The sequence below is a fragment of the Parabacteroides sp. AF14-59 genome (assembly GCF_003479515.1).
Lineage (GTDB): Bacteria > Bacteroidota > Bacteroidia > Bacteroidales > Tannerellaceae > Parabacteroides > Parabacteroides faecis.
Genome location: NZ_QUHH01000005.1, coordinates 234 through 13,242, shown reverse-complemented (window position 1 = coordinate 13,242; position 13,009 = coordinate 234). Strand labels below are relative to the sequence as shown.

The window sequence follows — 13,009 nt, the reverse complement described above, 5'->3', positions numbered from 1 at the left end:
TCTCTTGACAAGGCGTTACCTTTATTTATTATAAAAGAACTTGTTATGAGTAAAATTTCAGTAAAGATCAAACGAAAGAAGTCTGCGAAACCGACTCGCCCTATGCTCGTTTACTTGCAGATCATCTATTGCCGCAAAGTGGCGCGCATACCTTTGGGGATCAAACTGTCCGACAATGAATGGGACGAACAAAAAGAATGTATCCGCATACCTCCCGGCACTCCGCCGGAACAAGTGCTGCACCTGTATTCAATGAATACCCAAATAAAAGAACGCCAGCAATACATATTCTATCTCATCCGTTTCCTGAAGAAGAACAACACCCTGTCGGTTGCCAACCTGCTGTCGGCCTGCAAGGAAAACGAAGATAAAATGTCTCTGTATTCCTTTATGGAACAACTCAGCACACAATTTGCCCGGGAAGGAAAGAAAGCCACTTCGCGCCATTACCGCAGTACGCTCAATAAGCTCACCCTCTTTTCGGAAGGGAAAGACATGCGGTTGGACGATATCGACGAAACGAAAATGAAACAGCTGGAAACCTGGCTTATCGAAAAAGGACTCGCCCCCAACACCGTTTCTTTCTACCTCCGTATCACGCAATCCTGCTGGAACAAGGCGGTCAATACCGGACTTATCCCCAACGCCCCCTCTCCATTCGCACAGGTCAATACCCGGGTGGAGAAGACCGCCAAGCGTGCCGTAGAAGAAAAGGTCATGATACAACTGGCCAAATTAACCGACAATGAACTACAATCGCCCACCCTTAAATTTGCCCGCGATATGTTCCTCTTTTCTAACTATGCCCGGGCATGTCGTATATTGACCTCGCCCACCTCAAAAGGAAAACATAAAAGGTGATACATTAACCTATAAACGGCAGAAAACCGGACAGGAATTAAAGATACGCCTGATCCCGAAAATGATTGCTATCATAAAACGTTATGCATCCAATAGTTACCAAAGGCTTTTCCCCATACTCAACAATGATGCCACTTACATTAACTATGAAAGTGCCCTCCGGTTACAAAACAAACAGCTTAAAAAACTAGGGGGGGGGGGGGAACTGGTAGGCGTGCCTCCCGGCTCGGTTATACACAGACCGAAAGCCTCCGTATAATCAATACATGGCAGGAGGTAATCAGCGACAACCTGAGTCAGGGGAATAATATCGTGTCAAGGATTCGGCTCCTTTGCCTGCTGGCAACAGACAGAACGATTGGGCCGCAATCCACGAACCAGCAAATCCTGCACGATCCCTTCACGCGTCAGCGTCAAGTTCAAACCGGGAAAGTTTTTATTACAATGTCTGAACAAAAAGTAACCTTGTAGAAATGAGGGCGAGACCTATTGATGTCTTGCCCTCATTATTTTTATTCCAGTGCAATCTCCTTGCTCTGAATATAGGAAACATTCAGCTGACCTCCGGCATTTCCGTTACTCTCCTGCAAAGGATGAGTTTTTGCACGGCTGAGCGACAAGGTTCCTTTAGCGGGCAAAGAAGAATTACTGAAACTGATATTGATGGATTTACTGCCTTCGGTACGGTTAAATACGCTGTATGATCCTCCACTGTAAGTTACATGTACCTCTACCAGTTCATTCTCCCCTACCGGATCACCTTCCCAGGTAAGCGTAGTCGTACCTGATGCTTTGGCAGAAGTAAAAGATTCGGGAATAGCGATCGGTTTCACATCGTTTATGGAAGCCACATTCGTATAGACACTATCTTTCGCACGTGTAAAGACAAAAGTCATATCATCCAATCCGGAGAATGAATCAGTATAAAAATAAGTACCCACATTATCGAAGTCAGGTGTCTCACCATTAATTGTAATGGAAGCCGGACCATTCAGCCTGATATTGATCCCGGCACTATCCAATTTATTGAAATTGGCTCCGACACGCGTCGTATTATTAGTGACGTCGTAAGCGACACCCAGATTCTGATAGAAGGGAACATCCGCATCGATATCGGGAGCGTCATCGTTATCGCAGGAAGTAAATGCCCATGCAGAGGCCAGAAAGGCAAACAAGAAATACTTTTTCATGACGTTTAATGTTTTAAATTACCTCTATATAACAAACGAAATGAAAAAAGTTTATCCTGTTAACATATTTCAGTTGACAGTTGACAAGTGACAGTTGACAGATTACAGAGATAACAATAACTCCTCGATGGAAGCAACCTCTTTCCTTTGCCTGCCTGAAAAACAAAGAGTGATGGTAGATGTCGCAGTATCACCGGCATCGATCCAATTTTCCGATTCTATTTCAGAGTCGGCATAGATGCCGTTCCGTAAAAGAGCCTTACGTACCATCGCATATTTCTGGCCGCCACCGACAAGACGGATCTTCTTATCATATTGATTGTCGATACGGAACAGTCCGGTCTCCATATCGAAGATAATCCCTTTACGAGCAAAGAAGCCGCTCAGATAACCGCTCAATGCCAGGTCTTCAGGCGTACCGGTACTGATCCCTTTCTCCCTATCCATCAGCCAAATTTTATCGGCTATCTGAAGGGCCAGTTCGAGATCGTGAGTGGAAAGGAAAATCGTTTTATTGGTGGAACGGGTAAGACTATGCAATAGTTGCATGATCTCGACTTTGCTGGGAAAATCGAGAAAAGCCGTTGGTTCATCGAGAAAGATAACAGGTGTTTCCTGCGCCAGCGCTTTGGCGATCATGACCTTCTGCCGCTCGCCGTCGGAAAGGGTGTGCACCATGCGTGAAGCAAGGTTTTCGATACGGACCAAGGAGATAGATTCTTCTACGATCTGCTTGTCTTCTTTCCCCAGCCGTCCCCAAAAACCGGTGTACGGACTGCGCCCCATCCCGATCAGTTCCCGGACAGTCATGTTACGTATCTCACACTTATCTGTCAGCACCACTCCCACTATTGTGCTAAGCTCCTTGTCACTATAGTCCTGTATATCGCGGGACAGTAGTGCTATTTCGCCGGATATACGAGGCTGGAAAGCGGACAAGGTACGTAATAAAGTAGACTTCCCGACACCGTTGGCTCCCAATAGGCAGGTTAATTCACCACTATATATTGTTGTCGTTATATGGCTAGCTACCAGCTTTGTATCATTCTTGGAATGATAGCCGATAGAGAGATCGTTTATCTGAATAGTTGCCTCTTTCATACTCATTCGTTCAGTTCGTTTTTACGTCTGCGGAATAATACGGAAGCAACGACCGGGGCACCGACCAATGCGGTTACCGAGTTGACCGGCAAAGCTCCCTCGAATCCCGGCATACGTGCAATCAGGTTACAAGCCAATGCCAGGGCGGCCCCCACAAATAAGACACCGGGCATCAGTATGCGATGATCGGATGTCTGGAAAATGGCACGGCAAAGATGAGGAACAGCAAGTCCCAGGAAGACGATCGGACCACAGTAAGCGGTCACGATAGCAGTCAATACACCGGCAGAGGTGATAACGAGCAGGCGTGCCCGTTTGATATTCAGTCCCAGGTTACGGGCATACCCGTCGCCAAGAAGCATCAGGTTCAATGTTTTTATCAATAGAAACGAAAGAGGGATCAGGATAGCCATAATCGCCACGAAAAGCATCATCTGATTACCGGAGACACGTGAGAAACTTCCCAGCCCCCAGATTACATAAGCACGGATATCTTCTTCCACACTAAAGAATTTCAATACACCGATCACGGCATTTGCCACATAGCCGATCATCACTCCGATAATCAATAGCGTCACATTCCCTTTTACCTTCTGCGAGACATAAACAATCAGTGCCATGACAGATAAGGAACCGACTATGGCCGCAATGGATAAGGCAATCTCTCCCATAAAACCCAGCTTACTCAACGCCACGCCTCCCAGGCTTCCGCTCAGCAAGACAACGAAGGCGACTCCCATACTTGCACCGGAACTGATACCCAACACAGAAGGTCCAGCCAATGGGTTACGGAATACGGTTTGCATCTGAAGTCCGCTGATCGCTAATCCGGCTCCGGCTACTAATGCCGTCAAGGCCTGCGGAAAGCGTGACTTCCAGATAATATTCTGCCAGGTGACCGGTTCATCTCCATTGCCGCAGATGATATTCCAAACCGAATGGAAAGGAATCGAAACAGAGCCCAACACCAAATTCAAAAACAGCAACACGACGATCGAGACAAGGATCAAAAGCATCAGGATAGTGTTAGAATACTTCATCGTCCCTATTTATTTAAGTAAATCATAATAGACAGGCGTGTGATCCGGCAGTAGATTCGGGTGGAAGATATGCAATAAATCGCCCAATACAACCTCCGGCTCGGTCGGCATGCTTTCGTAAAAAGGTTTCTCCCGCATATTACAGTAGATCACTCCTTTTTCTTTGAAAGCACGGAAGTCTGCATAACGGGGATCCTGATCTTTCAGTGATTCATAAGTATATGTTCCCGGATAGCTGTTTACGATACGCCAGTAATCGGCTTCATCCGCCTGGTTATAAACCGTCTCGAAGTCGAGCGTCACACCGCCGGAACGATCGTCGTCTTTCAAAAAGTAATCAGCGCCGGCATCTTTGAAAAGTTGTGCTAGGAAGCTCTTTCCTCCTACTGCATACCAGTTGCCACCATGTATTTCGCCACTGAACACGATAGGACGTTTCTGCACTTTACCTTCGGCAGTCAGTTCTTTCAATTCGTTGTAGCGGTTCTCTATAGCAGAGAATTTCTCATTGGCTTCCTGCTCTATCCCGAGTAACAGGCCGACAAACTTAATCCATTCAGCCTGGCCCAGCGGCGTCATTTCTTTATACCCCAGATGAGGAATCAGAGGGATACCGATATCTTTCATCGTCTCGTATCCGCCACGCTTAAAGGGAGAGATCAGGATCAGGTCGGGATTGATACTCATAATCACCTCATTATCGAAATTACCTTCGATCCCGATCTTCGCCGTCTTTCCATCCTTCAGCTGATTATTGATAGTCTTATTAAACAGATGGCGCGTACTCGTGATACCTACCACCTTATCCTCCGCTCCCAACTTAATGAAATTGGAGAGTTGCAGGGAGGTCATACAAATGGCACTACGCACAGGTGTTTCGATCACCGTATAATCGGCAGGAATACCTTCCGGCTTTGTCCCACGGGGAACCAACGCATACAGGAAATGCGTGCTTTCTTCATTCTGAGGGTCATGTATATCCATCAGGACATAACCGTCGGCATAGGTCAACTGAAAACCTTCGGCATATTTAGGTGTAATCTGAACCATCCTATCCGTCGTAATCGTTTGTTGCGACGATGCATTCTCTTTTTCCTGCTGATTTCCTTTCGATGCGCATGATGTAGCCATTAACGCTAACAGGCAGCCACCGACTAAATACTTATTCATATTCTATTTGTTTTTATCCGACACAAACCGTCCAAACCCACGAGGACAATCGTTATGCAAAAAATGGCAGGTCTTCTGACTTACTTCCATCCCGAATGCCTTCCCGATCGCAAAGACCAGTGGCAAAAGGTATTATCAGGATGTTTATAAAGCTTCACAGCAGCGTGGACTGTCCGGGATTCTCACCCGGTTCCCTTTTAATCTGTCTCCATGAACAGGAGTTTTACAGAACCGACTTCGAGCGCAAAAGTAATAAGAAGTTTGCAACTTTACACTATTTTCAGCACATTTGCATCCCAAATAAAAGAACAAGAATAAAATGACTTATCCGATCAGTTTTGTATCATTAGGCCCCGGCGAACCGGAACTTATCACGGTGAAAGGTCTCCGCCAACTCCAGAAAGCAGATATCATCTACTGTCCCGCCACCCGCAACAGGCAAGGCGAAAGCATCTCGCGAGCCGCCGATATCGTACGCGCCCTGGAGATAAGCGAAACAGCCATCCGGTGTTTCATGCTTCCGATGAGTAAAGACCGCACGGAGGCCTGGAAAGCCTACGATGCCCTGTACAACGAAGCTGAAAGTAATTATGCAGAAGGAAAACAGATCGTTATCGTAGCCGAAGGCGACGCCGGTTTTTATTCTTCCATACAATATATATACGACAAATTTACAGCTGCGGGAATCGCTGTTCAGCGCATTGCCGGAATACCGGCCTTCATTGCTGCCGGAGCGCTGGCAGGCTTACATATCGTTAAGCAGGAAGAACAGATCGTCGTCATCCCTGGTACGCCTTCTGCCGACGAATTGAGTGAAAAGATAAACGCGGGATATGTAATCGTTATCATGAAACTTTCACAATGCGTGGAAGCCGTACACGAATGTATCCGCAAGCATCCGCAAACACAATTCCATTATTTTGAAAACGTAGGGACAGAAAAAGAATATTATACATCCGATAAAAAGATCATAGCAGACAAGATATACCCCTATTTCTCACTGATGATCATACAATAATCCCCTTCATATTCCGGAGGCTGAACGCTTCCGGAAATGAAAGGGATATGTACGGATACTATCTGCTCCGATTATTGTTTTGCAAAAACTATGCAGATTCTACGATGCCACGCAGGCGGTTTACATGATAACGAAGTGACTGAACAGACTCCCAGTTCTGATGACCCGACTTGCATAACTCACGTGCACTTACCAATACACCTGAAATATGGCTGCTGATCTCTTCTATTTTCTTACTCGTCTCATTATAAAGAGATTCTACCTCTTCCGGCGAATAAATAGAAGCAGACTGTGCCAGCGATTCCAGTAATTCCATCTGATAGACTCCGGCCTTGGGGATCAAGTTGCGGACGGCATAGTGATGAAGATCCTGGATTTCCTTTTGCTTGGTCGTATCCCAACCGACACTACTCGTACTTACCGAAGGATTCATCTTTGAAAACATACGGATTCCCAGACAATCAACAATTGTTCTTATCCATGATCCTGTTTCTGCTTCTCTTGAGGCTACACCCGCCAAACTAAATCTCATTGTTACCATAATCAAATCTCCTTAATTACATAAACCGAAGTTTTTAATACTGTTATACACTTTCTTTTTATCACTATAAACTTGCTGTTAGTTTCATTTTGATATTGTGACAGCGCAAAATTAGGCAAATTATCATACATCACAACCCTTTATCCATATTTTAAAATACTTTAAGACAAAACCTATCCAAATGCATTGATATTGCCAACTGAAGATTACAAATAAATCGAAAAACGCCCACTTTACTTACCAAACAGTCATTCTCACCCTTCTTTTAGTAACTTTTATCAATATAACACCAATAACATGGAGTTATCCGGCTTTAAAACCTTTCATACTATCATTTTGTTATTTAATTAAAAATAATATACTTTTGTTGCCTCTTAAACTTACATAAGCACATGAAATCGGATATAGAAATTGCAAGAGAAGTCTCCCTTCGTAAAATAAAGGAAGTAGCCACAAGTTTGGGTATTCCGCGCGAAGAAGTACAAAACTATGGTCGGTATATCGCCAAAGTGCCCCTTCACCTGATCGATGAAGAGAAAATCAAAGAACATAACCTGATCCTGGTAACAGCTATTACGCCAACCAAAGCAGGTATCGGTAAAACAACCGTATCTATCGGCCTGGCTCTGGGACTGAACAAAATCGGTAAGAAAGCAGTAGCCGCTTTACGTGAACCCTCGCTGGGGCCATGTTTCGGTATGAAAGGTGGAGCAGCCGGAGGCGGATACGCGCAGGTATTGCCGATGGAAAATATCAACTTGCATTTCACAGGCGACTTCCACGCCGTTACATCCGCTCACAATATGATTACAGCCCTGCTGGACAATTATATCTACCAGACACGCCATTCCTGCGAAGGTTTGAAAGAAATCAAATGGAAACGTGTACTCGACGTGAACGACCGCAGCCTGCGTAATATCGTATCCGGCCTGGGTGGTTCGGCCAACGGTGTCCCGACCGAAACCGGATTCGACATCACACCGGCTTCCGAGATGATGGCTATCCTTTGCCTGGCAACCGACCTGGAAGACCTGAAACGCCGCATCGGTAATATCCTGCTGGGATATACGAACGACGACCAGCCGTTCACAGTCAACGACCTGGGTGTTGCCGGAGCGATCACTGTATTGCTGAAAGACGCTCTCCTACCCAATCTGGTGCAGACAACCGAAAACACACCGGCATTCGTACACGGCGGCCCGTTCGCCAACATCGCCCACGGTTGCAATTCGATCATCGCCACGAAAATGGCACTTACATACGGCGACTATGTCATCACAGAAGCCGGATTCGGTGCCGACCTGGGAGCGGAAAAATTCTTCGATATCAAATGCCGCAAAGCCGGATTGAAACCGAAACTGACCGTTATCGTGGCTACCGCACAGAGTTTGAAACTGCACGGCGGTGTTCCTGAAGCACAGATTAAGGAACAAAACATCGAAGGTCTGCGCAACGGTTTTGCCAACCTCGACAAACACGTAGCCAATATGAAACGTTTCGGCCAGGAAGTGATCGTTACTTTCAACCGTTACGCAACCGATACGGACGAAGAAATCGCTCTGGTTGCCGAGCATTGTAAAGAACTGGGTGTCGGTTTCGCTATGAACAGCGTATTCGCAGAAGGCGGAGACGGTGGCGTGGAACTGGCTAAACTGGTAGTAGACACGATTGAGAACAAGCCGTCGGGTCCTCTGAAACTCGTCTACGAAGATACAGACACTGTACGCGATAAGATCCAAAAAGTATCCGAAGAGATTTACGGAGCCGCTTCTGTCACCTATACGACACTGGCTGATAAAAAGATCAAGCAGATCGAAAGCCTGGGTATCTCTCATTATCCGATCTGTATCGCCAAGACGCAATATTCATTCTCTTCCGACCCGAAAGCATACGGCGTTGCGAAAGACTTCGAACTGAAGGTTCGTGATATCATCATCAACAATGGTGCCGAAATGATCGTGGTCGTTATGGGTGAGATCATGCGTATGCCGGGACTTCCGAAAGACCCGCAAGCAAAACGGATCGATATCGTCAACGGACTGGTCGAAGGTTTGAGTTAATATAAAGATCTTTATTATATGGAAAGAAAGGAGCTTCGTCGGAGTTCCTTTCTTTTTATATCCTTGTTCATCAAATACATCAAACTAACCATCCTTTCAAATATGAAATTATTCCCAACTAATTGTAAGCGTTCAGTACTATATATCTAATAATTTGTTACTTTTGTGGGCGATTTCAAAACATGTACTAAATCTACTAATATCATAAGTCTATGGCAAAAGTAACAAAAGAGGAAGCACTTCGGTATCATTCCGAAGGCAAACCCGGAAAGATCGAAGTCATTCCAACAAAACCCTATAGTACACAGACCGATCTGTCGCTGGCATATTCGCCCGGAGTGGCAGAACCATGCCTGGAAATAGAGAAAAATCCGCTCGATGCTTATAAATATACATCTAAGGGAAACCTGGTAGCTGTCATCTCCAACGGAACAGCCGTTCTGGGATTGGGTAACATAGGTGCACTTGCCGGTAAGCCGGTCATGGAAGGGAAAGGGCTTCTGTTCAAGATATTCGCTGGTATCGATGTGTTCGACATTGAAGTGGACGAAAAAGACCCTGATAAATTCATCGAAACCGTAAAAGCGATCGCCCCTACTTTCGGTGGCATCAACCTGGAAGATATCAAAGCTCCCGAATGCTTCAAGATCGAACAACGCCTGAAGGCGGAACTGGATATTCCGGTTATGCACGACGACCAGCATGGTACGGCGATCATCTCCGGTGCCGGCCTGATCAATGCACTGGAAATAACCGGCAAGAAAATCGAAGACGTAAAGATCGTTGTCAACGGCGCCGGTGCGGCTTCTATCTCTTGTACCAAATTATATGTGATGTTGGGAGCCCGCAAGGAAAACATCATCATGTGCGATAGTAAAGGAGTTATCTCCACTCACCGTACAGACCTGAACGAATCGAAGAAAGAGTTCGCTACGACAAGAGATATCAAAACATTGGAAGAGGCCGTTGTCGGCACAGACGTATTCCTGGGATTATCCGTTGCCAATGTGCTGACACAAGAGATGGTTCGCAGCATGAACGAGAACCCGATCGTATTTGCACTGGCAAACCCGAATCCGGAAATCTCTTATGCAGATGCAATGGCTTCACGTGAAGACATCATCTTTGCAACCGGACGTTCGGATTATCCGAACCAGATCAATAATGTACTGGGATTCCCCTATATCTTCCGCGGCGCACTGGATACACACGCCAAAGCGATCAACGAAGAGATGAAACTGGCAGCCGTTCATGCGATCGCCGAACTGGCAAAAGAACCGGTTCCGGATGTTGTCAATGCAGCTTATAAACTAAAACGTACGACTTTCGGACGTGATTATATCCTGCCGAAAGCACTCGACCCTCGCCTGCTGACACGTGTATCCGTTGCTGTAGCCAAAGCGGCTATCGAATCGGGCGTTTCACGAAAGACCATCACCGATTGGGAAGGCTATGCCAACCACCTGCGTGAAATGATGGGCTACGATAACAAGATGCTTCGTTCCTTCACCGACATGGCAAAAGCCAATCCGAAACGAGTGGTATTTGCCGAAGCAAACCACGTCAACATGCTGAAAGCTGCTGTAGAAGCAAAAGCAGAAGGTATCTGTTACCCGATCCTGTTGGGCAACGAAGAACGTCTGGCTAAGATTGCAGAAGAAGAAAACCTGAGCCTGGAAGGTATCGAGATCGTCAACCTGCGTCACGACCGTGAAGAAGAACGCCGCGACCGTTATGCCCGTATCCTGTCTGAAAAGAGAGCACGCGAAGGCGTTACTTTCTCTGAAGCACGCGAAAAGATGGTCGGCCGTAACGCATTCGGTATGATGATGGTAGCGACAGGCGATGCAGATGCATTCGTTACCGGTGTTTACAGCCGCTATTCGGAAGTAACGAAGCTGGCTGAAGAGATTATCGGCATCCGTCCTTCATACAAACACTTCGGAGCCATGAATATTATGACTTGCAAGAAAGGCACTTTCTTCATCTCCGATACATTGATCAACCGCCATCCGTCCACAGAAGTGCTGATCGACATCGCCCGTCTTACACACGACGCCGTGAAATTCTTTGCACACGATCCGGTAATGGCTATGTTGTCTTATTCAAACTTCGGTTCCGACAAACAAGGCAGCCCGCAGAAAGTACACGATGCCATCGATTATCTGCACAAGAACCATCCGGAGATCATGATCGACGGAGAAATGCAGGTAAACTTCGCTCTCGACAAGAAACTACGCGACGAGATGTATCCGTTCAACAAGCTGAAAGGAAAAGATGTCAACGTTTTAGTATTTCCTAATTTAAGTTCAGCCAACAGTGCCTATAAGTTACTGGATGCACTGGGTATCACCGAAACGATCGGCCCGATCCAGATGGGATTGAACAAACCGATCCACTTCACCGACGTAGAAAGCTCTACCCGCGACATCGTCAACCTGACAACAGTTGCTGTCGTAGACGCCATCGTACAGGAACAGATCGAAAAGGGAGAATAAAATCCGATATCAGAAAAATAACCTCAAACAAAGGAGTGTATCCGAAGTTCCGTATAAAGGACTTTAGATACACTCCCTATACATAAAAAGCCATGGATAGAAGAACATTTGTAGGATTGACAGCATCGACTCTGCTGGCTGGAACTCCCGACAGTATCAAAGCAAACCTTTTTAATGCAAAAACGGACGAGCGTATCACTGTCCGCTTTTTAGGGACAGGTGCTGCCGACTGGGACGGACGGGATGAGCGCGGGGAACTACGCCGCTTAACGAGTATCCTTGTGGACGGACATATTCTCATTGATTTCACGCCGACTGACAAAGATATGCTGCCTGCCGATTGCCATCCGGAAGTCATCTTCTACACACATTCGCACGGCGACCACTACAACCCTTCTGCGGCTCTCAAACTTGGTATCAAACAAGTCTACTTAAGTCAGACCTGGTACGACATAGCAAAAGATGAATTTGAAAAAGCCGCTAAAGAGCTGAATCTGGATCTTCCTGTGATCACTCCTATTTACATCGGACAGCAAATCACGATAGGCGATTTGACTTTTACTCCGCTTCCGGGAAATCACGCAACGGACCATCTCTTTGAACAGGCTCTTATTTATCTGATTGAAAAACAAAGAACGCGTATACTTTACGCTACAGACACATCCGGGCTCACAGCAACGGCAACCCGTCTGATCGGGATCGACGCACATCAGAAGGGAACTCCTATCACTGCCTTGATCATGGAAGCGACAATAGGAATGGGACATGACAGTGACTACCGCCTTTTTACGCACACCAGTGTGGCACAGATCGAACAGATCGTACGTGTCTTAACGGCTACAAAACGTTACACCCCATCCATTGGACAACCTGTCTACCTCACTCATCTTGCACGTACCTTGCATGGAACACAAGCCGAATTGGATGCTCACCTTCCTGCACCTTTACGTGCCGCCTACGATGGACTCGAGGTTGTTTTCCTGGCAGACTAAGCAATTCCCAGCAACTCCACTTCAAAGATCAAGGTAGAAAATGCCGGTATCGGACCGGAAGCCCGGTTTCCATAGCCGGAGGTATATGGTATATAAACGACCCATTTATCCCCTACATGCATCTGTTGAAGTGCTATCTGCCATCCTTCTATTACCTGATTCAGCCGGAAAGCCTCCGGGCAGTTACGTTCGTATGAATTATCAAATTCACGCCCATCGATCAGAGTTCCCCGGTAATGCACGGAAACAACGTTATCCGGCCCGGGAGAAACAGTCCCACTGCCCGGCTCCGTTACTTTATATAATATTCCCCCTGCCAGTTTCTTTACACCTTCCTGCAAAGCAATTTCTTCCAGAAACAACAGATTCTGTTCTTTATATTCTTCTTTCCTGTTCTTTGCCATTTTTCCTTTTTAACGACAAAGATAAGTCATTCTTTAAAACGAGCCTAAACTTCATTTTGCATAACAAGGCAATCGCTCTGAATTAGAAATAATTGAACTATCCGAGCAAGCGATCAGTCATACATAAAACATGC

12 protein-coding genes and 1 riboswitch are annotated in these 13,009 nt (G+C 46.2%); of the genes, 6 read left to right on the top strand and 6 right to left on the bottom strand.

Annotation, left to right across the window (positions count from 1 at the left end; translation table 11 throughout):
- Positions 1-45 precede the first annotated feature (45 nt).
- Together DWW23_RS07315 and DWW23_RS27040 are read left to right on the top strand one after the other, a co-directional pair.
- Positions 46-861, top strand: a complete 816-nt coding sequence (locus DWW23_RS07315; protein WP_122352632.1) for a phage integrase SAM-like domain and Arm DNA-binding domain-containing protein — start codon at positions 46-48, stop codon at positions 859-861.
- 358 nt (positions 862-1,219) lie between these two features.
- Positions 1,220-1,324: an HU family DNA-binding protein gene (locus DWW23_RS27040; protein WP_316251394.1), complete on the top strand. Its 105-nt coding sequence runs from the start codon at positions 1,220-1,222 to the stop codon at positions 1,322-1,324.
- A gap of 49 nt (positions 1,325-1,373) precedes the next feature.
- Here the strand turns inward: DWW23_RS27040 and DWW23_RS07300 are convergent, their stop codons facing one another.
- From DWW23_RS07300 to DWW23_RS07285, 4 genes are all read right to left on the bottom strand, one after another.
- Positions 1,374-2,051, bottom strand: coding sequence for a hypothetical protein (locus DWW23_RS07300; RefSeq protein ID WP_122352630.1), 678 nt, complete (start codon positions 2,049-2,051; stop codon positions 1,374-1,376).
- A 102-nt stretch (positions 2,052-2,153) separates the two neighbouring features.
- A complete protein-coding gene (locus tag DWW23_RS07295; protein WP_122352850.1) occupies positions 2,154-3,152 on the bottom strand; it encodes an ABC transporter ATP-binding protein in 999 nt (332 codons plus the stop codon).
- Between the two features lie 2 nt (positions 3,153-3,154).
- Positions 3,155-4,192 carry an iron ABC transporter permease gene (locus DWW23_RS07290; RefSeq protein WP_075557692.1) on the bottom strand — a complete coding sequence of 346 codons (1,038 nt, stop codon included), beginning with the start codon at positions 4,190-4,192 and terminating at the stop codon, positions 3,155-3,157.
- A 9-nt stretch (positions 4,193-4,201) separates the two neighbouring features.
- Positions 4,202-5,362 (bottom strand): ABC transporter substrate-binding protein, encoded by a 1,161-nt coding sequence (locus DWW23_RS07285; RefSeq protein WP_122352629.1) that lies wholly within the window; start codon positions 5,360-5,362, stop codon positions 4,202-4,204.
- Positions 5,363-5,409: 47 nt separating this feature from the next.
- Positions 5,410-5,613: riboswitch (cobalamin riboswitch) on the bottom strand.
- Positions 5,614-5,681: 68 nt separating this feature from the next.
- On the opposite strand from DWW23_RS07285, the gene cobI reads away from it, so the two are divergent.
- Positions 5,682-6,380 (top strand): precorrin-2 C(20)-methyltransferase, encoded by a 699-nt coding sequence (gene cobI / locus DWW23_RS07280; RefSeq protein ID WP_122352628.1) that lies wholly within the window; start codon positions 5,682-5,684, stop codon positions 6,378-6,380.
- Between the two features lie 88 nt (positions 6,381-6,468).
- On the opposite strand, the gene DWW23_RS07275 is transcribed toward cobI, so the two are convergent.
- A complete protein-coding gene (locus DWW23_RS07275; protein ID WP_122352627.1) occupies positions 6,469-6,921 on the bottom strand; it encodes a hypothetical protein in 453 nt (150 codons plus the stop codon).
- A gap of 392 nt (positions 6,922-7,313) precedes the next feature.
- Between DWW23_RS07275 and DWW23_RS07270 the strand changes: the two genes are divergently transcribed.
- The 3 genes from DWW23_RS07270 (at position 7,314) to DWW23_RS07260 (ending at position 12,471) form a co-directional block, all read left to right on the top strand.
- Complete coding sequence (locus DWW23_RS07270) at positions 7,314-8,981, top strand: formate--tetrahydrofolate ligase (RefSeq protein WP_122352626.1); 1,668 nt, start codon at positions 7,314-7,316, stop codon at positions 8,979-8,981.
- 212 nt (positions 8,982-9,193) lie between these two features.
- Positions 9,194-11,479, top strand: a complete 2,286-nt coding sequence (locus DWW23_RS07265; RefSeq protein WP_122352625.1) for an NADP-dependent malic enzyme — start codon at positions 9,194-9,196, stop codon at positions 11,477-11,479.
- 92 nt (positions 11,480-11,571) lie between these two features.
- A complete protein-coding gene (locus tag DWW23_RS07260) occupies positions 11,572-12,471 on the top strand; it encodes an MBL fold metallo-hydrolase (protein WP_122352624.1) in 900 nt (299 codons plus the stop codon).
- Here DWW23_RS07260 and DWW23_RS07255 read toward each other — a convergent pair.
- Positions 12,468-12,875 carry an FKBP-type peptidyl-prolyl cis-trans isomerase gene (locus DWW23_RS07255; protein WP_122352623.1) on the bottom strand — a complete coding sequence of 136 codons (408 nt, stop codon included), beginning with the start codon at positions 12,873-12,875 and terminating at the stop codon, positions 12,468-12,470. The genes DWW23_RS07260 and DWW23_RS07255 overlap by 4 nt on opposite strands.
- Between the last annotated feature and the right edge of the window lie 134 nt (positions 12,876-13,009).

Bases quoted from the DNA above. Each gene is read 5' to 3' on its own strand.
- DWW23_RS07255 (WP_122352623.1), bottom strand. From the start codon at position 12,875: ATGGCAAAGAACAGGAAAGAAGAATATAAAGAACAGAATCTGTTGTTT.
- cobI (WP_122352628.1), top strand. From the start codon at position 5,682: ATGACTTATCCGATCAGTTTTGTATCATTAGGCCCCGGCGAACCGGAA.
- DWW23_RS07290 (WP_075557692.1), bottom strand. From the start codon at position 4,192: ATGAAGTATTCTAACACTATCCTGATGCTTTTGATCCTTGTCTCGATC.
- DWW23_RS07265 (WP_122352625.1), top strand. From the start codon at position 9,194: ATGGCAAAAGTAACAAAAGAGGAAGCACTTCGGTATCATTCCGAAGGC.
- DWW23_RS07295 (WP_122352850.1), bottom strand. From the start codon at position 3,152: ATGAAAGAGGCAACTATTCAGATAAACGATCTCTCTATCGGCTATCAT.
- DWW23_RS07300 (WP_122352630.1), bottom strand. From the start codon at position 2,051: ATGAAAAAGTATTTCTTGTTTGCCTTTCTGGCCTCTGCATGGGCATTT.
- DWW23_RS07260 (WP_122352624.1), top strand. From the start codon at position 11,572: ATGGATAGAAGAACATTTGTAGGATTGACAGCATCGACTCTGCTGGCT.
- DWW23_RS07270 (WP_122352626.1), top strand. From the start codon at position 7,314: ATGAAATCGGATATAGAAATTGCAAGAGAAGTCTCCCTTCGTAAAATA.
- DWW23_RS07315 (WP_122352632.1), top strand. From the start codon at position 46: ATGAGTAAAATTTCAGTAAAGATCAAACGAAAGAAGTCTGCGAAACCG.
- DWW23_RS07285 (WP_122352629.1), bottom strand. From the start codon at position 5,362: ATGAATAAGTATTTAGTCGGTGGCTGCCTGTTAGCGTTAATGGCTACA.
- DWW23_RS07275 (WP_122352627.1), bottom strand. From the start codon at position 6,921: ATGGTAACAATGAGATTTAGTTTGGCGGGTGTAGCCTCAAGAGAAGCA.